The organism is Clostridium sp. N3C (genome assembly GCF_900095445.1).
GTDB lineage: Bacteria > Bacillota > Clostridia > Clostridiales > Clostridiaceae > Clostridium_AU.
In genome coordinates this window covers 98,512-118,891 of sequence record NZ_FMJL01000004.1, presented here as the reverse complement: position 1 = coordinate 118,891, position 20,380 = coordinate 98,512, and the positions used below count along the sequence as shown (strand labels likewise).

The following is a 20,380-nucleotide window of genomic DNA, read 5'->3' as shown; positions in this document are numbered from 1 at the left end:
ATGACTGGATGATGATCAATAAAGTGGAAATATGCGGAGTAAACACTTCTAAGTTACCAGTGTTAAAAGAGTCAGAAATGCGAGAACTCCTACATACTATGAAAAAAGGAGACAAAGCCGCTAGAGAAAAATTTATTAAGGGTAATCTTCGATTGGTGCTAAGCGTTATACAGAGATTTAATAATAGGGGAGAAAATGTAGATGACCTTTTTCAAGTAGGTTGTATAGGCCTCATGAAAGCTATTGATAATTTTGACTTAAATCAAAATGTTAAATTTTCTACTTATGCTGTACCTATGATAATAGGTGAAATAAGAAGATATTTAAGAGACAATAATTCCATTAGGGTTAGCCGTTCTTTAAGGGATATAGCTTATAGAGCTCTTCAGGTAAGGGATAGAATGGTAAATAGCAACAATAAAGAGCCAACGATTTCTCAAATTGCTGAGGAGTTAGAGGTTCCAAGAGAAGAAGTGGTTTTTGCCTTAGATGCAATACAAGATCCAGTTTCGCTTTTTGAACCTATTTACCATGATGGTGGGGATGCCATTTATGTAATGGATCAAATAAGTGATAGTAAAAATTTAGATGAAAGCTGGTTGGAGAATATATCAATTAAGGAAGCAATGAAAAAGCTAAATGATAGGGAAAAGTTAATATTAACTTTAAGATTTTTTGATGGTAGGACCCAAATGGAAGTAGCGGAGGAAATAGGTATTTCACAGGCTCAGGTATCAAGATTAGAAAAGACTGCCTTAAGGCATATGAGAAAATACGTATAATAGCATTATAATGTGAATAGTATAAAAAGGGCTGTACCTAAAGGTGCAGCCATTAGTTTTTTATGTTCTGCTAATTTAATGTGGGATTTTAAATATATATAAATAGAATAGATTTTTTAATAATAACATATATTTGAATACATAAAATTATATTTAGATAACTAAAGGGGGGAAGTAAGATGGAGGAGATAATGTATTCTATAAATAATCTTAGGCTAATGGAGGTTATTGATATCAATACTGGAGCTAAAATTGGATTTATAAAGGACTTTAAGATTGATTGTGATAACTATAAAATAGAATCTCTACTCTTACCCATTCAAAAAAACTCATGGTTTGGTAAACAGGATATGATGGAGATACCTTGGTCCAAGGTAAAAAAGATAGGTGTTGATGTAATTTTAGTAGAGGCTGATAGTACAGGTGTAGAAGAATAGTTTAAATTATTCTATTTTATGTGATATAATTAAGCTAGTAAAGCTGAAAGGTGTGTTACATATGAGGTGTCCATATTGTGGTTTTGGAGAAAGCAAGGTTGTGGATTCCAGATCTACAGAGGATAATCTATCCATTAGAAGAAGACGAGAATGTTTAAATTGTAATAAAAGATATACTACCTACGAAAAGGTAGAAGATTTACCTATATTAGTGGAAAAAAAGGACTCTAGACGAGAATTTTTTGATAAGTCCAAAATAATAAATGGTTTAATAAAAGCCTGTGAAAAGAGACCAGTATCTCGAAGTCAAATCGAGGAAATAGCAGATGAGGTTGAAAAGAAAATCAGCAATCAAATGCTAACAGAAGTAACCTCTAAGTACATAGGAGAGGTTATTATGGAGAAATTAAAGGAAGTAGACGATATTGCTTATGTAAGATTTGCCTCAGTTTATAGGCAGTTCAAAGATGTGAATACTTTTATAGAGGAGATAACAAAATTAATTTCTACTAAACAAATATAGTTTTAGTAAATAATACTCACTATACAAGTATAAGTTAAGTTTCTGTTAAGTAAGTTAAATAATTGTACAAGTTATTGTTTTATTTTTGAATTTGTGTAAAATTAATATTAATTCTGAATGGATTGAGGTAAAATTATGGATTTTTCCAATGAAAAGCAGTTACAGTTTTTGAAGCTTATCAATGATAAAGGGCGAATTATATTTTTCACCGCAGAAAATGACGCTGATTTTTATATGCATTCTGATAATTTTAGGCACAATATTGATAAGGTGAAAACTTTATTTAACCTTAAAGATGTAGGTTTTTCTAAGCAAATTCATAGCGATATTGTAAATATTTATGATGGCACTGTAAAAGAAGGAGATGCGCTTATTACAAAGGAAAAGAATGTGGCAATAGGCGTTTTTACAGCTGATTGTGTACCGGTTTTAATATATGACAAAGAAAAACAGGTATGTGCTGCAATACATAGTGGGTGGAAAGGCACCTATAATCGTATTACAGCCAAAACCATTGAAATTATGGCGAAAAAGTATAATTGCTCTATGGAAAGTTTATATGTGTATATAGGTCCTCATATAGGAGGATGCTGTTACCAAGTTGGTGAAGAGCTAATTGAGAAGTTTTCTCTTGATGAAGTTTACAAGGGATGGGATATTATTGAGGAAAATAGATTGAGTTTGAGCAAATGTATAAAAGCACAGTGTTATAATAAAGGTATTATTTTGGAACATATTTATGATGTGAATTTATGCACCTTCTGTTCCGAAGAAAAAAAGGCTGTTAAGCTACATTCTTATAGAAAGTTAAAGGGAAAAAGCGGAAGGCTCCTATCTTTAATATATGTGGAGGATTAAAGAGAACTAAAGGGGGGCGGCACTATGGCCGAGGAAAAAATTTTAGTAGTGGATGATGAAGATAATATCGTAGAGTTAATTAAATTCAACTTAGAAAATAATGGTTATAATGTAATTACAGCTGCTAATGGCAACGAAGCGTTAAAATTGGCTAAATTAGAAAGTCCTCAATTAATACTTTTAGATTTGATGTTGCCAGGATTAGATGGATATGAGCTATGTAAAGAAATAAGACAGGATTCCAACTTGTGCCATACTCCTATTATAATGATAACTGCTAAAAGTGAAGAAGTTGATAAGATATTGGGATTGGAGTTGGGAGCGGATGATTATATAACAAAGCCTTTTTCTGTAAGAGAAATGTTGGCTAGAGTAAAAGCAGTTCTAAGAAGAAGCTCCATTCAACCTTTGGAGAAAGTATTTCACTTTGATGATATTCATATAGATTTTGAAAAACATGAGGTTCTTAAAAGTAATAATAAAGTAGATTTAACTTTGAAAGAATTCGAATTATTGGAGATTTTGGTTAAGAGTAAAGGGCGAGTAGTTACGAGAGAATTTTTATTAGATAAAATATGGGGATATGAATATATAGGGGAAACCCGTACAGTGGATGTACATATAAGACATCTAAGAAAAAAGATTGAAAAGAATGATAAAAATCCTCAATATATAGAAACTGTTAGAGGAATAGGTTATAGATTTAATTTTGGAGAATGATATGAAAAAGAAACTTATGGGTTTTATACTAGTAGCAGTTTTCTTTGGAATGATTTTAGTTAGTGCTTTATATGTAGTCTTAGCAAATTATGAATATACTGAAACAGCTAAAAAGGAATTACAATTTCACAATGAACTAATTGCAAAAATAATAGAGCAATATGATTTAAGCAGCAATTGGAATGGTCTTTCTTTTTCAGAAGATCTAAAGGGTTATGATTATAGGTTAACAATAATTAATAATGAAGGGGTTGTAGTATACGATTCTTTTACTTCCGCAGAAAATATGGAAAACCATAATGATAGAAAAGAAGTGGCAATGGCTAGAGAAAATAGATTTGGAAGCGATGTTCATTATAGTCCTACTCTAGATAAAAATATGGTATATGTGGCAACTAAAATTCAAGGAGATTATATAATTAGAAGTGCAAAAGCTGTAGAAAGTGTAAAAATAATTAACCAAATAAACATAAAGTACTACCTTTCTTTATTGATACTAGGATTTTTAGTGACTTTTCTAATATCATCAAGACTATCTTATATACTTCTTAAACCAATTAAGGACTTAGAAAAGGTCACAAGAAGGGTTGCAAGAGGAGAACTTGATAAAAGAGTTTTAGTAACTTCTTCTGACGAAATTGGACAGCTAGGTAAGACTTTTAATTATATGGCAAATAGATTGCAGTTTACCATTAGAGATTCTATGGATAAGCAGAGTAAATTGGAAGCTATACTAAAAAGTATGGATAGTGGTGTAGTAGCTATTGACAGAAACAATAAAATTATTATGATAAATCCTTATGCCAAAAAGTTATTTGGTATTAGGGGCAATATTATCGGTGAAAGTCTATTTGATTATATACAGGATTTTGAATTAGATAAAGCTCTACATGGAGATCATGTTGGTACTAAAGAGATAAAAATTGCTTGGCCTTCGGAAAAAATTTTAAGAGTAAGAACGGCGGATTTATTAAATGAAAGTGAACATATTGGAACTGTTGCTGTAATTCATGACATAACAGATATAAAAAAGTTAGAGAAGATGAGGTCTGAATTTGTAGCAAATGTTTCTCATGAGCTGAAAACACCATTAACTTCTATTAAGGGCTTTGCAGAGACATTGAAATATGTTGAAGATAAAAATAAAAGAGATAAGTTTTTGGATATAATAAATGACGAAGCTGAAAGACTAACCAGGCTTATAAACGATATATTAGTATTGTCAAATCTGGAAAACTCCCATGAAGAAAATAATAATGAAGAAATTGATGTGTACATAGCTGTAGAGCAAGTATTTAATCTCATGAAAAATACTGCAGAAAGTAAAAATATAGATTTGCTAATGAACTTGAAAAATAACAGCATCATTAAAGGTAGCATAGATAAATTCAAACAGATGATAATTAATTTGGTAGATAATGCTATTAAATATTCCGATGCTGGAGATAAAGTTGAAATTGGCATAGATAAAGAAAAAAATAACTGTATTATTTGGGTAGAAGATAATGGACCTGGTATTAAAGAGGAGCATCTTCCTAGACTTTTTGAACGATTTTATATCGTTGATAAAGCTAGATCTAGAAGTAATGGTGGAACAGGATTAGGTTTAGCAATTGTTAAACATATTGCAATAGGACTACATGGAACTATTGATTTGGAAAGTAGATACGGAGAAGGTACTAAATTTATAGTTAAAATACCTAGTATAAAATAAGAGAACTTCTATAAAATAAGCTTTCTCTCAGTATAGCTGAGAGAAAGCTTATTTTATTTACCTATATTTAAAACTGAAGTAAAGTAGTATTTTATATTAATTTGTGATGTTAACTTTATTTAACAATAACATAATACGGCCTTAACTTTCAAGTTATATTATTAATTTGCAACCTTAATAAAAAAGGAAATTAGATGGGGGGATAATTTATGAAAAGAAAAAGAATTAAATATGCTATAGGGTCTCTTATTATTTCATTAGCGGTTACATCCTTATCAGGCTGTACAAATAATGAAAATGGTGAAGCTGCTACTAAAACTATAACAATCTCTGGTTCCACTTCTGTAGGACCATTAATGGAGGATTTAGCTACAGTTTATCAAGAGAAGAAGAAAAATGTAAAGATTGAGATACAACAGATTGGATCTTCAGCAGGAATTAAAAATGCTATTGAAGAGGTAAGTGAAATTGGTATGTCCTCAAGGGATTTAAAAGATGAAGAAAGATCAAAAGTAAAAGAAGAAGTGATTTGCTATGATGGTATTGCTGTAATTGTTCATCCTAATAATTCAGTATCAGATTTAACTACAGCTCAAGTAAAAGACATATTTACTGGTAGGATTAAAAATTGGAAAGAACTTGGTGGTAGCGACAAACCAATAGTTGTAGTTTCAAGAGAAGAAGGTTCAGGCACCAGGGATGCCTTTCAGGAAATCTTAGGTTTTAAATCTGAAGAAATGACTAAAGGGGCACAAATATCACATGGAAACGGAGCTGTTAAAACTCTAGTTCACAGTAATGAAAATGCCATAGGCTATGTTTCTTTTGAAGTAGTGTTTAAAGACGGAAAAGTTAATAATGCAATTAAAGCCTTAAAAATTGATAGTGTAGACGCAAATTCAGAGAATGTTATAGCAAAGACTTATAAGGTATCAAGACCTTTTCTTCTAGTTTATAAAGAAGACAAGTTATCAAAAGAAGGTAAAGATTTCATAGATTTCATAAAGAGTGAAGAAGGACAAAAAATTGCCGCTGGAAGAGGAGCTATTCCATTAAAATAAACTAGATAAGAAAAGTCTCGATCTTATTCATTAAGTTGAGACTTTTCTTTATAAGCTATATCATACTCAACAATAGGTTCAAATGTTAACTAGGAGGTAAAAAAATTGAATGTGAACAATAGTTCCGATAGAAGCAATAGAAAAAAATATATAATTGATGAAGGAAGTAAGTATATTTTTGCTTTTTGTGCTTATATAGCAGTTATAAGTTTGCTTTTAATTATAGGATTTGTTTTTTATAGGGGAGCAATTCCTTTTCTATCGGGAAAGTACTCTTTTATAAAGTTTTTAACTGGTATTGAATGGTTTCCTTCTGCTAATAAATACGGTGTCTTATCAATGATAGTAGCTTCAATATTGGGAACTTTTGGGGCATTGCTGATAGCTGTTCCTATAGGAATTTTTACTGCAGCATTTTTATCTGAAATTGCACCAAAGTCAGTGGCTAAATTTATTTCACCAGCAATTGAACTATTAGCCGGTATTCCTTCAGTTTTGATTGGTGTTTTTGGACTTGCTGTGATAGTGCCATATATTAAAAGTTTTTTTAACTTAGCTAAAGGTCAAAGCTTATTAGCAATGATTATTGTTTTGTGCATAATGATGCTTCCTACTATTATAACAGTGTCAGAAACTTCTATTAGGGCTGTACCTAATAGTTATAGAGAAGCTTCTTTATCACTAGGAACATCAAAAGTAGAAACAATAATAAAAGTTGTTCTACCTTCAGCAAAAAGTGGTATTTTAGCTGCAGTAGTACTAGGTATGGGCAGAACTATAGGGGAAACTATGGCAATAATTTTAGTAGCAGGAAACAGTGTCCATATTCCTAAAAGCCTTACAGATAGCGTTAGACCTCTTACTACTAACATAGCTTTGGAAATGGGTTATGCCTTTGGAACTCATCAAGATATGCTTTTTGCTACTGGTATAGTTTTATTCAGTTTTATTATGTTGTTAAATATTATCTTATCGAAAATTAAATCAAAGGGGAAAAATTAGAATGAGAAAATTCAAAGATCAACTTTTTAACATATTATTTTGCCTGTCTACCTTAATTACTGTAATGACACTAGTTATTATAATTGGCTACATTTTAAAAAAAGGATTTAGATTAGTTAGTTGGGATTTTATTTTTGGTAAATATCCATTAGGAGAGCACAGCGGCATTTATCCCATGATTATAACAACATTTTATACAGTTGCTTTAACTTTACTTATTGCCACTCCTATTGGAATTTTAGCAGCGGTATACTTACAGGAATATGCAAAACAGGGCGCATTAGTGAAAGCTATCAGATTTGCTATAGAAAGCTTAGCAGGAATCCCATCTATAATATATGGACTTTTTGGAGCATTGTTTTTTGTGACCTATTTAAAATTCAACTATTCTATATTAGCATGTTCTTTAACTCTATCTATAATGATCTTGCCATTTATAATCAGAACTACAGAAGAAGCTATTTTGGCAGTGCCACCTTCTTATAAAGAAGCTTCATTAGCATTAGGTTCCACTCATTTTCAAACTTTATATAAGATAATAGTACCTAGCGCAGTGCCTGGAGTAATAGCAGGAGTGATTTTGGCTATAGGTAGAATTATTGGTGAATCAGCAGCGGTATATTTAACAGCTGGTACTGTAGCAGCTATGCCTAAAAATATAATGTCCAGTGCAAGAACTCTTACAGTTCATGCATACTTGGTTACCAATGAATTTGGAGATATAGAACTAGCTTCAGCCATAGGTGTAGTTCTAATAGTAATAGTGTTATTCTTAAACTTTTTAGCTAGATCTATTAGCAGATATTTTAGTAAAGCCGATTACTAATTATATGTAGATTTATAGGTGTTGGAGGGGAAAATGAGTATATTATATACAAGAGATTTAAAGCTTTGGTATGGAAACAGTCAAGCATTAAAAAGTATAAATTTAGCTTTGGAAAAAAATGCAGTAACTGCACTTATTGGTCCTTCAGGCTGTGGAAAGTCAACTTTTTTAAGAACTTTAAATAGAATGAATGACCTTATACCTACTGTCAAAATTGAAGGGGAAGTAATGTATGAAGGGAAAAATATTTACACTGACTATGAGGTAATAGAATTAAGAAAAAAGATAGGTATGGTTTTTCAAAGACCTAATCCATTCCCAATGTCTATTTTTGATAATATAGCTTATGGACCACGAATTCATGGTATAAAGAAAAAGGCTGAACTTAATGAAATAGTAGAAAGAAGTCTTAAAGGGGCAGCTTTGTGGGATGAAGTTAAGGATCGTTTAAAAACTAATGCACTGGGCTTATCTGGTGGACAGCAGCAGAGATTATGCATAGCAAGAACTTTAGCTGTGGGACCAGAAGTATTGTTAATGGATGAACCTACCTCAGCATTAGATCCTGTATCTACGCTGAAAATAGAAGAGTTAATGAACACTTTAAAAGAGAAATATACAGTGGTAATAGTTACTCATAATATGCAGCAGGCTGGAAGAATAGCTGATTATACTACATTTTTCTTAAATGGCGAAATAGTAGAGTATGGCAAAACAGAAGAAATATTTCATAGACCAAAGGATAGAAGAACGGAGGATTATATAACTGGTAGATTTGGATAATAAGAAAATTCGTTTATAGAATAGGAGGAATAAATTGTGATAAGATCAGCTTTCGATAATCACCTTCAAAAGCTGCATAATGAGATAGTGAAAATGGGAGATCTTGTTGAAAACCAAATTCATTTATCTATTGAATCTTTAGTTCAACAAGATGAAAAACTTGCAAATGCAGTTATCTCTAATGATGATTTTGTAGATGAACTTCAAAAGACAATTGATAATAAATCTATTAGATTGATAGCTATGCAACATCCCTTAGCTAAAGATTTGAGAAATATTTTCACTGCTATAAAAATAGCAACTGATTTAGAAAGAATGGCAGATCATGCTGTAGATATAGCAAAAATAGCAAAAGCACTTATAAAAGAAAAGTATATTAAAGAACTAATAGATATTCCGCAAATGGCGATAATTGTAAAAAAGTTTGTTAGAGAATCTCTAAATTCTTATTTACAGGCAGATCTAAAAAAGGCCTATGAAACTGTGAAAATAGATCATGAAATAGATGCTATATATGATAGAGTATTTTCTGAACTTTTAGACCTAATGATTAAGGGGGAAGAAAATATAAATCAAATCGCTCAATTTCTATTTGTATGTAAATACCTAGAAAGAGTGGCAGACCACGCTACAAATATATGTGAATCTACTATATATGTGGTTACAGGAGAACTTATAGACTTAAATGATTAAAAAATCAATTTTGATAAAACATAGAATAGCAAGCCTAAATATTAGGGCTTGTTTTTTATGCTTTTTAAAGCTTAAAAAGGAAGGGTAGCTTTATACCATAATTTGTTGACTAACTACCTCAATTAAGGTATCATAATCTACAGAGTTTTAATCAAAAAACAAATGAGGTGACAGCATGTCAGCAAAAATAAGTGCAATTCAACCTGGAAGTATAGCAGAAGAATTAGAGCTTGAAGTAGGAGATGTTATACTAACAATAAACGGCAATGAAGTGAAAGATATAATAGATTATAGATTTTTAATGGCAGATGAATATGTGGAACTTGAAGTACAGAAGGCTGACGGAGAAGTATGGGTTTATGAAGTAGAGAAGGATTATGATGAAAAGCTAGGGGTGGAATTTGAAAATTCCATGATGGATCAAGCTAAAAGTTGTTCTAACAAGTGTATTTTCTGCTTTATAGATCAGCTTCCACCTGGAATGAGAGAAAGTTTGTATTTTAAAGATGATGATTCAAGATTATCCTTTTTACAAGGAAATTTTGTTACTTTAACTAATATGAAAGACAGCGACATAGATAGAATAATTAAATATAAAATTAGTCCAATTAATGTTTCCGTTCACACTACAAATCCGGAGCTTAGAAAGAAGATGTTAAATAATCGATTTGCAGGAAACATATATGAAAGGCTTCAAAAGCTAGCAGCAGCGGGCATATCTATGAATGCTCAAATTGTTAGTGTACCGGGGATTAATAATGGTGAAGAATTACTAAAAACTGTTGAGGATTTGTATAAATTATATCCAGCCATACAAAATGTTGCAGTAGTGCCGGTTGGGGTCACAAAATACAGAGAGGGCTTGTTCAATATAACTACATATAATGAAGAAACTGCTGGAGAAGAGATAAATAATATAAAGCATCTTCAAGAAAAATATATAAAAGAAATTGGCACTCCTTTTGTTAGATTATCTGATGAATTTTATGTTTTATCTAAAAGAGAAATACCGGATAAAGAGTTTTATGGAGAGTTCCACCAACTAGAAGATGGCGTAGGAATGATTAGATTCCTGAGAAATGCTATAGAAGAAAACTTGCCAGCTTTAAGAGATGATATAAGTGGACATTTCACTTTTATCACCGGTGTTTTAGCCTTTGAAGAAATTAAAAGTACTGCAGAACTTATTATGAAAAAAAATAATAAATTAGTGATAGATGTAAAGAAGGTTTTAAATAAGCATTTTGGAGAAACAATAACCGTAGCAGGCCTATTGACAGGTAAAGATATTATTAGCCAAGTTAAGGGTAACTTAGGACCTGGAAAGATAATAATTCCTGTTAATATGCTGAGAAGCGGAGAAGAAGTTTTTTTAGATGACATAACCTTAGATGAAATGAAAAAGGAACTGGATAGAGATATTATTGTATGTGAATATACAGGAGAAGATCTTATAGAAATAATTAATAACAATTGGTAGGAGGAATGATTATGGCAAAACCAATAGTAGCAATTGTGGGAAGGCCTAATGTAGGAAAATCCACTTTATTTAATAAATTGGCAGGGCAGAGAATATCCATAGTTCAAGATACCCCTGGAGTAACTAGAGATAGAGTATATGCTCAGGCTGAATGGTTACGATACAACTTCACAATTATTGATACTGGTGGTATTGAACCAGAAAGTGAAGATATCATTGTCAGTCAAATGAGAAGACAGGCGCAGATTGCTATTGAAACAGCAGATGTAATAATATTTATAGTTGATGGAAAGGAAGGGCTTACCGCGGCAGATAAAGAAGTTGCACAGATGTTAAGAAAGAGTAAAAAGCCAGTTGTATTAGTAGTTAATAAAATTGATTCCTTAAAGGAAGAGGATAATGCCTATGAATTTTATAATTTAGGTATTGGAGATCCTATAACTATTTCAGCCTCACAAGGTTTAGGCTTAGGAGATATGTTAGACAAAGTTGTTGAGCATTTTGATGTAGATAATGACAATGAAGAAGAGGACGAATTTATACGAATAGCCTTTATGGGAAAACCTAATGTAGGAAAATCCTCTTTAATTAACAAGCTTTTAGGAGAAGATAGAGTTATAGTAAGTGATGTACCTGGAACTACTAGAGATGCAGTGGATAGTTATTTAGAAACAGAACAGGGAAAGTTTGTACTTATTGATACTGCAGGGCTTAGACGTAAGAGTAAGGTTAAAGAAGAAATTGAAAGATATAGTGTTATAAGAACTTTAGCAGCTATTGAAAGAGCAGATGTATGTATATTAATGATTGATGCACAAGAGGGCGTTAGTGAGCAAGATGAAAAAATAGTAGGATATGCCCATGAAATGAATAAGGCTATTATGGTAATAGTAAACAAATGGGACCTTATTGAGAAAGACGATAAGACTATGAATAAATTCAAAAAAGAATTAGAAAGCAAATTAAAATTCATTAATTATGCACCATATTTGTTTATATCTGCTAAGACAGGTCAAAGAGTACATAAGGTTCTTGAAATAGCAAAGCAATGCTATGACAGTTACAATAGAAGAATTGCTACTGGAGTGTTAAATGAAGTAATCAATAAAGCGGTACTTATGAAAGAACCACCGGTTGTAGGTTTAAAAAGACTTAAGATTTATTATGTCACTCAGGTAGGTACAAAACCACCGACTTTTGTGTTTTTTGTTAATGATAGCGAAGCATTACATTTCTCTTACGAAAGATACCTTGAAAATCAATTAAGAAGTAGTTTTGATTTTAAAGGAACTGGTATAAAACTTCAGTTTAGAGAAAGGAAAGAGAAGAATGAGTAAGGTTGGTTTTATTGGGGCTGGTAGCTTTGGTACAGCATTATCCATTCACCTTGCTAAAAAAGGTTATGAAGTTTACTTGTGGGATAGAGAAGAAAGGGTAGTTGAAGAAATTAATAATAAAAGAACTAATGAAAAATACTTAAAAAATATAATTATACCTCATAATGTGAAAGCTTCAACGGATATGGCTACTGTTATTGATGGTGCAGATTTTGTAGTGATAGCAGTTCCTTCTCATGTTGTAAGATTAATTTCTAAAAAAATAAGTGAATACATAAAACCGGCACAGATAATTGTAAGTATTGCTAAAGGTATTGAAGAAGATAGTTTAAAAAGACTTTCTCAGGTTATTAGTGAGGAAAATCCTAATAATGATGTGGTTGTTTTCTCAGGACCAAGTCATGCAGAAGAGGTATCTATAGCTATTCCTACTACTGTAGTAGTTACATCTACAAATATGAAAGCTGCAGAAAAGGTTCAAGATCTTTTTATGTCATCTGCTTTAAGAGTATATACCAATTCTGATATTATAGGAGTAGAAATTGGAGGAGCAGTAAAAAATATAATTGCATTAGCTGCTGGTATTTGTGACGGTATTGGTTATGGAGATAATGCAAAGGCTGCTCTTATGACCAGAGGGATGCACGAAATTGTAAGGATTGGTACAAAGTTAGGTGGAAAAAGGGATACGTTTTATGGACTAACTGGTATGGGAGACTTAATTGTCACTTGTACAAGTATCCATAGCAGAAATCGTAGAGCGGGTATTCTAATTGGAAAAGGTTATACTATGAAGGAAGCAGTGCAAGAAGTTGGTATGGTAGTGGAAGGTATAAGTGCCTGCAAAGCATTTTATATGCTAAAAGAAAGAGAAAATGTAGAAATGCCTATAACAGATGTATTATATAAGATTCTTTTTGAAGATCTTAATCCTAAGGATGCAGTTTTTGAGCTTATGACTAGAGATAAAAAGGATGAAAAGTTCTTATAAGCTTTATAGAAAAGTAATAATTCTTTAAAAAAGCTAACTATGAAATTATAACCGCAGGATTCAAATTCTGTCGGTTATTTTTTATTTAAAAAAAATAGAAAGTCATAAAAAAATATAAGTCCTAATATATATATAATGTTAATAATTATAATTGGGAGGGGACATTTTGGAAAGTTTTGATATATACAAGGATATCGCGGAACGAACACAAGGTGATATCTATGTAGGGGTTGTGGGGCCGGTTAGAACAGGTAAGTCTACTTTCATAAAGAAGTTTATGGATATGATGGTTATACCTAATATTGAGAATACTTATAAGAAGCAAAGAGCAAAAGATGAACTTCCCCAAAGTGCCTCTGGAAAGACTATTCACACCACAGAACCTAAGTTTGTTCCCAACGAAGCAGTAGAAGTTATTATAGAAGATGGTATTAAATTTAAGGTTAGGATGGTAGACTGTGTTGGCTACATTGTAAAAGGTGCAGCAGGCTACATAGAAGGAACTCAACCTAAAATGGTAACAACACCTTGGTATGACTATGAAATACCCTTTGAAGAAGCAGCGGAATTAGGTACTAAGAAGGTTATAAACGAACATTCTACTATAGGTATAGTGATTACTACAGATGGATCAATAACAGATATAGCAAGAGAAGAATATGTAGAAGCTGAGGAAAGAGTAGTTGCAGAGCTTAAGGCAATTAATAAGCCTTTTATAATTATACTTAACTCTGCAAAGGTTAATGATCCAGAAACTATTGCTTTGAAAGAAGAATTAGAAAGGAAGTATGATGTTCCAGTAGAACTTCTAGATATTCTAAATCTAACTCAAGATAACATAACCAGTGTTATGCATAGAGTATTGAAGGAGTTTCCTGTAAAGGAAATAAATATCGATATGCCTGAGTGGATAGAAAAACTTGAAGCTAACCATTGGTTGAAGGTAAACTTTATAAATGTTATAAAGGATCTATGCAAAAAAATAGATAGGGTAAGAGATATAAAGCAATCTATTAAGGGATTAGAAGAAATAGAATTCCTTGAAAATGGAATAGTAAGCGAAATGAATATGGGTGAAGGAACGGCTAGAATTGAGTTGGCTCCACAAAAGTCTATATTCTATAACATCTTAAGTGAGGTTTGTGGTTGTGATTTGAAGAATGAAACAGAGCTATTGGCTACAATGAAGGAATTATATAAGGCTAAAACAGAATATGACAAAATAGAAGTAGCTCTGAAAGAGGTAAGAGAAACAGGTTATGGTTTAGTAGCACCTCAGCTTACAGAAATGAAATTAGAGGAGCCGGAAATTGTTCGGCAGGGTAATAGGTTTGGGGTTAAGTTAAAGGCCAGTGCTCCATCCTTACACTTAATTAAAGCGGAAATTGAAACAGAAATATCACCTATAGTGGGTACAGAAAAGGAAAGTGAAGAATTAGTTAAATCTCTTTTAGAACAATTTGAAAGCGATCCTTCTAAGATCTGGCAGAGTAATATGTTTGGTAAGTCCTTAGAAGTGTTAGTAAAAGAAGGACTACAAAATAAATTATTTAGAATGCCAGAGGATGTTCAAAGTAAAATTCAAAGAACACTACAGAAGATTATTAACGAAGGCAATGGAGGACTCATTTGCATAATATTATAGGTCTTCTAGTATAAATAATTTAACTTATACGTGACTCAAAATACTGTATTCTACAGATTTTGAGCATGTATAAGTTAAATATAAAAATATGAATTTTCAAGCTTGATTTTCTAGATATATATGGTATAATAATTTACGTCGCCTGGGTATGGCGCAGATGGTAGCGCGCATGAATGGGGTTCATGAGGTCGCAGGTTCAAGTCCTGTTACCCAGACTTTAAAACTGTGAAACCGTTGATATATCAACGCTTCACAGTTTTTGCTTTTTTAGTACACTTGTCCTTTTGGCGTATTTTGGGTGTTTAAAATTTTCTAAGTGAAGTTTTTAGACTATTGTAAATGGATCAGTGCTAGAGGATAACTTTTATAAATTCTTATAATAAAACACTGCCAATTGTGTTCGATCCCTTAAATTTAATTTATCTAAAATATTGCTTATACTATTTCTAACAGTACCTTCACTTAAATATAGCTTGCTGGCAATTTCCTTGTTACTAAGGCCATCTGATACAGCAGTTATAATTTCTAGTTCCTTCTCTGTAATACCATAGTTTGAATAATCGATCTTTTCATTTTTATTAATTAGCTTAGGAATCTTTGAAACAATATCATTACCAAAGACATTTTGTCCCATAAATACCGCCTGTAAAGAAGGGACTATACTTTCAAAATTTTGTTTAATAATATATCCTTTAGCACCAATCCTTAACGAACTAACTATATAATCATCGTCACAAAAGGTAGTAAGAAAAAGGATTTTCGCATTATTATCATAATTTAGTATAGCTTCTGCTGCTTCCAAACCAGTCATGGTTTCCATTCTTATATCCATTAATAAAATATCTGGTTTCAAATTCTTGTATAATTCAATGGCACTTTTACCGTTATAGCCAATTCCTACTACAGAGATATTTTCTGATTCCAATATGGTCTTTAGTGCAGCACATACTAACTTATCGTCATCAACAACTACTACTTTCATTGGATTCAACCCTTTCTAAAGTATTATTTTTTGGAACAGAAATAAAAATTTTAAAGCCGTGGTAAGTATTTATATTAATATTGCCATTTATAGTTGCCACTCTATCCATTATATTTTTTAATCCTATGCCATTATCCATTTTATAACTAGCATTGGAACCATTGTCTTGAACCACTAATTGAAATAGAGCGGGATGTTCTCTCAATAAAATAGATACTTCAGTGGCATTAGAATGTTTAATTATATTTGATAATGCTTCTTTAATTACAGCAATAAAGCAATATTTAATATTTTTTTCCGGTTGCGATTCTAAATCATAATTAAATTTAATAGAACAGAAGGTAAAATTGTCAACTAGCTTTTGTATTTCACTGTACAGGTCTATGGATTTTTCATGAAGATTATGTACGCTAGCACGGATGCTGTTCATAGCCTCTGATAAGGTGTTTTTTATTTCTATCAAAGATTTTCTTGTTAGCTCATCCTTATTAGTGGCAAGTAAAGCGCCAATTTGCAATATAGATCTAGATAGTAAGTGCCCTACATTATCGTGTATATCTCTTGCTATTCTATTCCTCTCAGTCAAGGTAGCTAAATGAATTTCATAATCCTGCTTTTCTAAAAGCTCTTTATTTTGCATTTCTAGCTGAAGAGAAATTTCTTTTGTATTATCACGGAGTTTATAAAAGTTCTTTCCAAGCTGTTCCAGGGCAAGGGTACGATCTTTTAATATAAAAGTGCCTAATATTAATGTAGCTATTAACCAATTAAAGTCGGATAATGAGTTAATTGAATAGTTGATTAAAGGTAAATAGGATAGAAAACCAGTCCACTTAAATTTAAGAAAGAAGCCGTCGTAGCATATGAGAGGGATGAAAAATAAAAATGAAGCTTTTAGAAAGCACAAAAATAAAAATAAAATAAAAATACATAATTTTATATATTCTGAGTCTAAGTAACTTAAAATGGCACTGAAACTTATTGTAATTAAAATAGGAACGATTATATAAATACTATTTGCCTTAGGCAGGTATAAAGACATACAAATAAGAAAAAGAATTGTCTTATTAACTAAATCTTTCATCGAAATAACCTACCTTTACTTTTATTTTCTATAAGTAAATATTAACATTTCACAGGAATCTACTCAAGGTAAATGTTACATATGTAATGCTAGAATAGGAACAAAATCACTTATATATGATAAGTAAATCCTTTATTATTAATATATCAAATCATTTATTTGGAGGTTTGAAATGGTAATAAAGGTTAAGAATTTGGTAAAAAGGTATGATGAATTAGTAGCTCTAGATCATTTCAATTTAGAAGTTAAAGAAGGAGAAATCTTTGGACTTTTAGGTCCTAATGGATCCGGTAAGACTACTGCAATAAACTGTGTTTTATCCTTATTAAAGTATGATAAAGGTAGCATTGAAATATACGATAAACCAATGTCTCCAGATGCTTATGACATAAAAAGAAAAATCGGTGTTATTATGCAGAATATTGCAGTTTTTGAGGAATTAAATGTATATGAAAATATTGATTACTTTTGCGGTATGTATGTTCAAGATAAAAATAAGCGAAGACAGTTAGTAGAAGAAGCTATAGAATTTGTAGGTTTAAAAGATTATAGAAAGTTTTATCCTAAAAAGCTAAGTGGAGGTTTGCTTAGAAGGCTGAATATAGCTTGTGGTATTGCGCACAAGCCTCAACTTATTATACTAGATGAACCTACTGTAGCGGTGGATCCACAAAGCAGAAATAGAATATTAGAAGGTATACAAAGGCTTAATAAGCAGGGAGCGACTATAGTATATACTTCTCATTATATGGAGGAAGTAGAGCAAATTTGCACAAGAATTGCTATTATGGACAAGGGTAAAATTATAGCAATAGGTAGCAAGGAAGAGCTTAAATCTATGATTAATTCTGGTGAAAAGATAACTGTGGAAGTTTTCAATATAAGTAACAGCATATTCGAAGGGATTAAAAAACTTAGAAATGTTGTTCAAGTTGATTACAAGGATAATTTATTAATCCTTAAGTCCAGTAGAGGCAAGGATAATTTAGTAGCTGTATTGGAATATTTGAAATCAAATAATGCAACTATTGGGAAAGTATATTCAGAACCACCTACTTTAAATGACGTGTTCTTAGAAATAACCGGTAAAGAACTTAGAGATTAAAGGAGGGGGATTATGTTTTGGCATAACTATAAATATAGGCTTAAATGTTTTATAAGAGATAAGGAAAATATGTTTTGGACACTTTTGTTTCCACTAATTTTAGCAACCTTGTTTAATATGGCGCTCTCTAACATTTCAAGTGCAGAAAGTTTTACAGAGATTAAAGTTGCTATCGTTGAAAATAAACAATATAAAGACTATCTTAACTTTATTAATGATATTGAAGCTGTATCGGAGGAAAAGGAGACTTCTAACGGAAAGAGTCTATTTAAAATAAGCTATGTAAGCAAAGAAGAAGGAGAAAGGTTACTGGCAGATAACAAAATTGAAGGTTATATTTATTTCGATGATGAGATCAATCTAGTGGTAAAGGAATCAGGTATAAATGAAAGCATTATAAAAAGTTTTTTAGATGATTTTCAACAAAGTAGATCAACTATGGTAAACATTATTAATATGAAGCAAGGTTCAGTGGACAATAAACTTATAGAAGATCTGTCAACTAGGCAAGATTATACGAAAAAGTTTTCTTTAGGTAAAGAAGAACCTGATGTAGTTGTACAGTTCTTCTATGCTTTGATAGCAATGACTTGTTTATATGGAGGTTTGTGGGGTATAAAGGAAGTAGAAGTGTTGCAGGCTAATCAGTCTCCACAAGGTGCTAGATTAAATATAACACCTACTAATAAATTAAAGATGTTTCTAGCTTCTATATTAGCAGCTACTACAGTTCAGATAATTGGCTTATTCCTTTTACTGACTTATTTAAATCTAGTACTAAAGATTAGTTTCGGAAATCAATTCGCATATGTTTTGTTAACTTGTATGATAAGTATTATTACAGGTATTACCTATGGTACTTTTATTGGAGCTTTAATTAATAAAGGTGTAGGGCTAAAGATTGGTATATTCATAGGAGCTACTATGATTATGTCCTTTATGTCAGGTATGATGAATTTCAAAGTAAAATATACCATATACAATAAGATGTCTATATTATCCTATGTAAATCCAGCTAATTTAATAACGGATAGTTTTTATTCCCTTTATTATTACGACACTTATTCAAAGTTTTATTTAAATATAGGCTTATTATGTATTTTTGTACTTGTATTTAGCTCAGTAACCTACTTTATATTAAGGAGGCAGAAGTATGCAAGTCTATAAAGCTTTTTATAAAATAATTTTGAAGAATTTCGCTCAAATTTTGATTTATATAATAGTATTTCTGTCTATAGCTATAAGTGCTAGTAAAATGAATATACAAAAAGGAGATTCTATTTTTCAAGAAACTAAAGTTAACATTGCCTTCATTAATAATGATAAATATTCAGAGTTTATAAAGGGGTTAGAAGGATATCTTGATCAAAATTGTAATATTATAAAGCTGCCAGAAGATAAAGAAAGTTTACAAGATGCCTTGTTTTACAGAGAAGTAGAGTATATTATCAAGGTACCTAAAGGTTTTACAGAAACCTTTCTTTCTGGGAAGGATATTACACTAGATACAACAGCAGTACCGGGGTCAAGTAGCGAAGTATATATTAACAATATGGTCAACAAGTACTTAAATACTGCTAGAGCCTATATTAATGCCAGTCCAAATTTAACAATTGAAAAGTTATTAAGCTATATTGACAAAGACTTAAGTGAAAAAACGGAAGTTAAATTAAATAACTTTATAGAGGAAGTTGATAAAAATCAAAAAGTTGGTTTCTATTATAACTATATGGCTTATTCAATACTAGGAGTATTAATTTTAGGAATTTGCTCAGTTATGCTGGTTTTTAATAATAGGAATTTGAAAATGCGAAATCTTTGTACACCAGTAAAAATAAGAAATATCAATTTTCAACTTATTCTGGGTAGTTTAAGTTATACAGTTTTATTCTGGTTTATAATGATAAGTACTAGTTTCTTCATGTACGGAAGTTATATGTTTACAGCAAAGGGGTTACTACTTCTACTAAATTCTTTTGTATTTTCTTTAGCTGTCTTAAGTATAGGATTTTTAATTGGAAATATAGTAAAAAGTAAAAATACCTTATCAGTGGCATCAAATGTTATTACCTTAGGAACATGCTTTATTAGTGGGGTTTTTGTGGATCAGAGCTTGTTGAGTAAAAGTGTGCTGAGAATAGCTAGTTTCACCCCTAATTATTGGTATGTTAAGGCTAACAATAGTATTGTATCACTGTCAAATTATAGCTTTGAAAACCTGAGGTCTGTTTTTTTTAATATGTTGATAGTCATATCTTTTGCGGTAGCCATATTATGTGTAGCTTTGGTAATTATTAAGCAAAGACGATTAAATGATTAATAAAAGTATATATTAAAGGCCACTATAATGTAGATAA

The 20,380-nt window shown here is 31.2% G+C and carries 20 protein-coding genes and 1 tRNA gene; 19 read left to right on the top strand and 2 right to left on the bottom strand.

Going from position 1 to position 20,380, the window contains the following annotated elements:
• Positions 1-8 precede the first annotated feature (8 nt).
• The 16 genes from sigG to N3C_RS02945 all read left to right on the top strand — a co-directional run bounded on the left by sigG (position 9) and on the right by N3C_RS02945 (position 15,067).
• Complete coding sequence (sigG, locus tag N3C_RS03020; RefSeq protein ID WP_074364598.1) at positions 9-782, top strand: RNA polymerase sporulation sigma factor SigG; 774 nt, start codon at positions 9-11, stop codon at positions 780-782.
• Positions 783-961: 179 nt separating this feature from the next.
• Positions 962-1,219 (top strand): YlmC/YmxH family sporulation protein, encoded by a 258-nt coding sequence (locus N3C_RS03015; protein WP_074364597.1) that lies wholly within the window; start codon positions 962-964, stop codon positions 1,217-1,219.
• Positions 1,220-1,280: 61 nt separating this feature from the next.
• Entirely contained in the window at positions 1,281-1,742 is a 462-nt protein-coding gene (nrdR, locus tag N3C_RS03010; protein WP_074364596.1) for a transcriptional regulator NrdR, read from the top strand.
• Positions 1,743-1,877: 135 nt separating this feature from the next.
• Positions 1,878-2,600, top strand: a complete 723-nt coding sequence (gene pgeF, locus N3C_RS03005) for a peptidoglycan editing factor PgeF (RefSeq protein WP_074364595.1) — start codon at positions 1,878-1,880, stop codon at positions 2,598-2,600.
• A 24-nt stretch (positions 2,601-2,624) separates the two neighbouring features.
• Complete coding sequence (locus N3C_RS03000; protein WP_074364594.1) at positions 2,625-3,320, top strand: response regulator transcription factor; 696 nt, start codon at positions 2,625-2,627, stop codon at positions 3,318-3,320.
• Position 3,321: 1 nt separating this feature from the next.
• Positions 3,322-5,034, top strand: a complete 1,713-nt coding sequence (gene pnpS, locus N3C_RS02995) for a two-component system histidine kinase PnpS (RefSeq protein ID WP_074364593.1) — start codon at positions 3,322-3,324, stop codon at positions 5,032-5,034.
• Positions 5,035-5,243: 209 nt separating this feature from the next.
• Complete coding sequence (locus N3C_RS02990; RefSeq protein WP_074364592.1) at positions 5,244-6,095, top strand: phosphate ABC transporter substrate-binding protein; 852 nt, start codon at positions 5,244-5,246, stop codon at positions 6,093-6,095.
• Positions 6,096-6,200: 105 nt separating this feature from the next.
• Complete coding sequence (gene pstC, locus N3C_RS02985) at positions 6,201-7,097, top strand: phosphate ABC transporter permease subunit PstC (RefSeq protein WP_074364591.1); 897 nt, start codon at positions 6,201-6,203, stop codon at positions 7,095-7,097.
• A 1-nt stretch (position 7,098) separates the two neighbouring features.
• Positions 7,099-7,923, top strand: a complete 825-nt coding sequence (gene pstA, locus N3C_RS02980; protein WP_074364590.1) for a phosphate ABC transporter permease PstA — start codon at positions 7,099-7,101, stop codon at positions 7,921-7,923.
• Between the two features lie 33 nt (positions 7,924-7,956).
• Positions 7,957-8,706: a phosphate ABC transporter ATP-binding protein PstB gene (gene pstB / locus N3C_RS02975; protein WP_074364589.1), complete on the top strand. Its 750-nt coding sequence runs from the start codon at positions 7,957-7,959 to the stop codon at positions 8,704-8,706.
• Positions 8,707-8,742: 36 nt separating this feature from the next.
• A complete protein-coding gene (phoU, locus tag N3C_RS02970; protein WP_074364588.1) occupies positions 8,743-9,399 on the top strand; it encodes a phosphate signaling complex protein PhoU in 657 nt (218 codons plus the stop codon).
• A gap of 175 nt (positions 9,400-9,574) precedes the next feature.
• Positions 9,575-10,879 carry a DUF512 domain-containing protein gene (locus N3C_RS02965; protein ID WP_074364587.1) on the top strand — a complete coding sequence of 435 codons (1,305 nt, stop codon included), beginning with the start codon at positions 9,575-9,577 and terminating at the stop codon, positions 10,877-10,879.
• 11 nt (positions 10,880-10,890) lie between these two features.
• The gene (gene der, locus N3C_RS02960) at positions 10,891-12,216 is read left to right on the top strand and encodes a ribosome biogenesis GTPase Der (RefSeq protein WP_074364586.1); all 1,326 of its coding nucleotides are present in this window, start codon (positions 10,891-10,893) and stop codon (positions 12,214-12,216) included.
• Positions 12,209-13,207 (top strand): NAD(P)H-dependent glycerol-3-phosphate dehydrogenase, encoded by a 999-nt coding sequence (locus N3C_RS02955; protein ID WP_074364585.1) that lies wholly within the window; start codon positions 12,209-12,211, stop codon positions 13,205-13,207. Before der ends, N3C_RS02955 begins: the two co-directional genes overlap by 8 nt.
• A gap of 166 nt (positions 13,208-13,373) precedes the next feature.
• The gene (gene spoIVA, locus N3C_RS02950) at positions 13,374-14,852 is read left to right on the top strand and encodes a stage IV sporulation protein A (protein WP_074364584.1); all 1,479 of its coding nucleotides are present in this window, start codon (positions 13,374-13,376) and stop codon (positions 14,850-14,852) included.
• A gap of 142 nt (positions 14,853-14,994) precedes the next feature.
• Positions 14,995-15,067: transfer RNA gene (locus N3C_RS02945), tRNA-Pro, on the top strand.
• A 149-nt stretch (positions 15,068-15,216) separates the two neighbouring features.
• Here N3C_RS02945 and N3C_RS02940 read toward each other — a convergent pair.
• On the bottom strand, positions 15,217-15,834 hold the full coding sequence (locus N3C_RS02940) for a response regulator (RefSeq protein ID WP_074364583.1): 618 nt from the start codon (positions 15,832-15,834) through the stop codon (positions 15,217-15,219).
• Complete coding sequence (locus N3C_RS14945; protein WP_074364582.1) at positions 15,815-16,918, bottom strand: sensor histidine kinase; 1,104 nt, start codon at positions 16,916-16,918, stop codon at positions 15,815-15,817. The genes N3C_RS02940 and N3C_RS14945 overlap by 20 nt, the downstream gene beginning before the upstream one ends.
• 172 nt (positions 16,919-17,090) lie before the next feature.
• Here N3C_RS14945 and N3C_RS02930 point away from each other — a divergent pair, with 172 nt between their 5' ends.
• From N3C_RS02930 to N3C_RS02920, 3 genes are read left to right on the top strand one after another with little or no spacing between them, the layout of a single operon-like run.
• On the top strand, positions 17,091-18,023 hold the full coding sequence (locus N3C_RS02930; protein ID WP_074364581.1) for an ABC transporter ATP-binding protein: 933 nt from the start codon (positions 17,091-17,093) through the stop codon (positions 18,021-18,023).
• A 12-nt stretch (positions 18,024-18,035) separates the two neighbouring features.
• Positions 18,036-19,190 (top strand): ABC transporter permease, encoded by a 1,155-nt coding sequence (locus N3C_RS02925; protein ID WP_074364580.1) that lies wholly within the window; start codon positions 18,036-18,038, stop codon positions 19,188-19,190.
• A complete protein-coding gene (locus N3C_RS02920; RefSeq protein ID WP_074364579.1) occupies positions 19,177-20,343 on the top strand; it encodes an ABC transporter permease in 1,167 nt (388 codons plus the stop codon). Before N3C_RS02925 ends, N3C_RS02920 begins: the two co-directional genes overlap by 14 nt.
• Positions 20,344-20,380 lie beyond the last annotated feature (37 nt).

Excerpts from the sequence above, each read along its gene's own strand:
- sigG (WP_074364598.1), top strand. The coding sequence starts at position 9 with ATGATGATCAATAAAGTGGAAATATGCGGAGTAAACACTTCTAAGTTA.
- N3C_RS03015 (WP_074364597.1), top strand. The coding sequence starts at position 962 with ATGGAGGAGATAATGTATTCTATAAATAATCTTAGGCTAATGGAGGTT.
- nrdR (WP_074364596.1), top strand. The coding sequence starts at position 1,281 with ATGAGGTGTCCATATTGTGGTTTTGGAGAAAGCAAGGTTGTGGATTCC.
- pgeF (WP_074364595.1), top strand. The coding sequence starts at position 1,878 with ATGGATTTTTCCAATGAAAAGCAGTTACAGTTTTTGAAGCTTATCAAT.
- N3C_RS03000 (WP_074364594.1), top strand. The coding sequence starts at position 2,625 with ATGGCCGAGGAAAAAATTTTAGTAGTGGATGATGAAGATAATATCGTA.
- pnpS (WP_074364593.1), top strand. The coding sequence starts at position 3,322 with ATGAAAAAGAAACTTATGGGTTTTATACTAGTAGCAGTTTTCTTTGGA.
- N3C_RS02990 (WP_074364592.1), top strand. The coding sequence starts at position 5,244 with ATGAAAAGAAAAAGAATTAAATATGCTATAGGGTCTCTTATTATTTCA.
- pstA (WP_074364590.1), top strand. The coding sequence starts at position 7,099 with ATGAGAAAATTCAAAGATCAACTTTTTAACATATTATTTTGCCTGTCT.
- pstB (WP_074364589.1), top strand. The coding sequence starts at position 7,957 with ATGAGTATATTATATACAAGAGATTTAAAGCTTTGGTATGGAAACAGT.
- N3C_RS02965 (WP_074364587.1), top strand. The coding sequence starts at position 9,575 with ATGTCAGCAAAAATAAGTGCAATTCAACCTGGAAGTATAGCAGAAGAA.
- der (WP_074364586.1), top strand. The coding sequence starts at position 10,891 with ATGGCAAAACCAATAGTAGCAATTGTGGGAAGGCCTAATGTAGGAAAA.
- N3C_RS02955 (WP_074364585.1), top strand. The coding sequence starts at position 12,209 with ATGAGTAAGGTTGGTTTTATTGGGGCTGGTAGCTTTGGTACAGCATTA.
- N3C_RS02940 (WP_074364583.1), bottom strand. The coding sequence starts at position 15,834 with ATGAAAGTAGTAGTTGTTGATGACGATAAGTTAGTATGTGCTGCACTA.
- N3C_RS14945 (WP_074364582.1), bottom strand. The coding sequence starts at position 16,918 with ATGAAAGATTTAGTTAATAAGACAATTCTTTTTCTTATTTGTATGTCT.
- N3C_RS02930 (WP_074364581.1), top strand. The coding sequence starts at position 17,091 with ATGGTAATAAAGGTTAAGAATTTGGTAAAAAGGTATGATGAATTAGTA.
- N3C_RS02925 (WP_074364580.1), top strand. The coding sequence starts at position 18,036 with ATGTTTTGGCATAACTATAAATATAGGCTTAAATGTTTTATAAGAGAT.
- N3C_RS02920 (WP_074364579.1), top strand. The coding sequence starts at position 19,177 with ATGCAAGTCTATAAAGCTTTTTATAAAATAATTTTGAAGAATTTCGCT.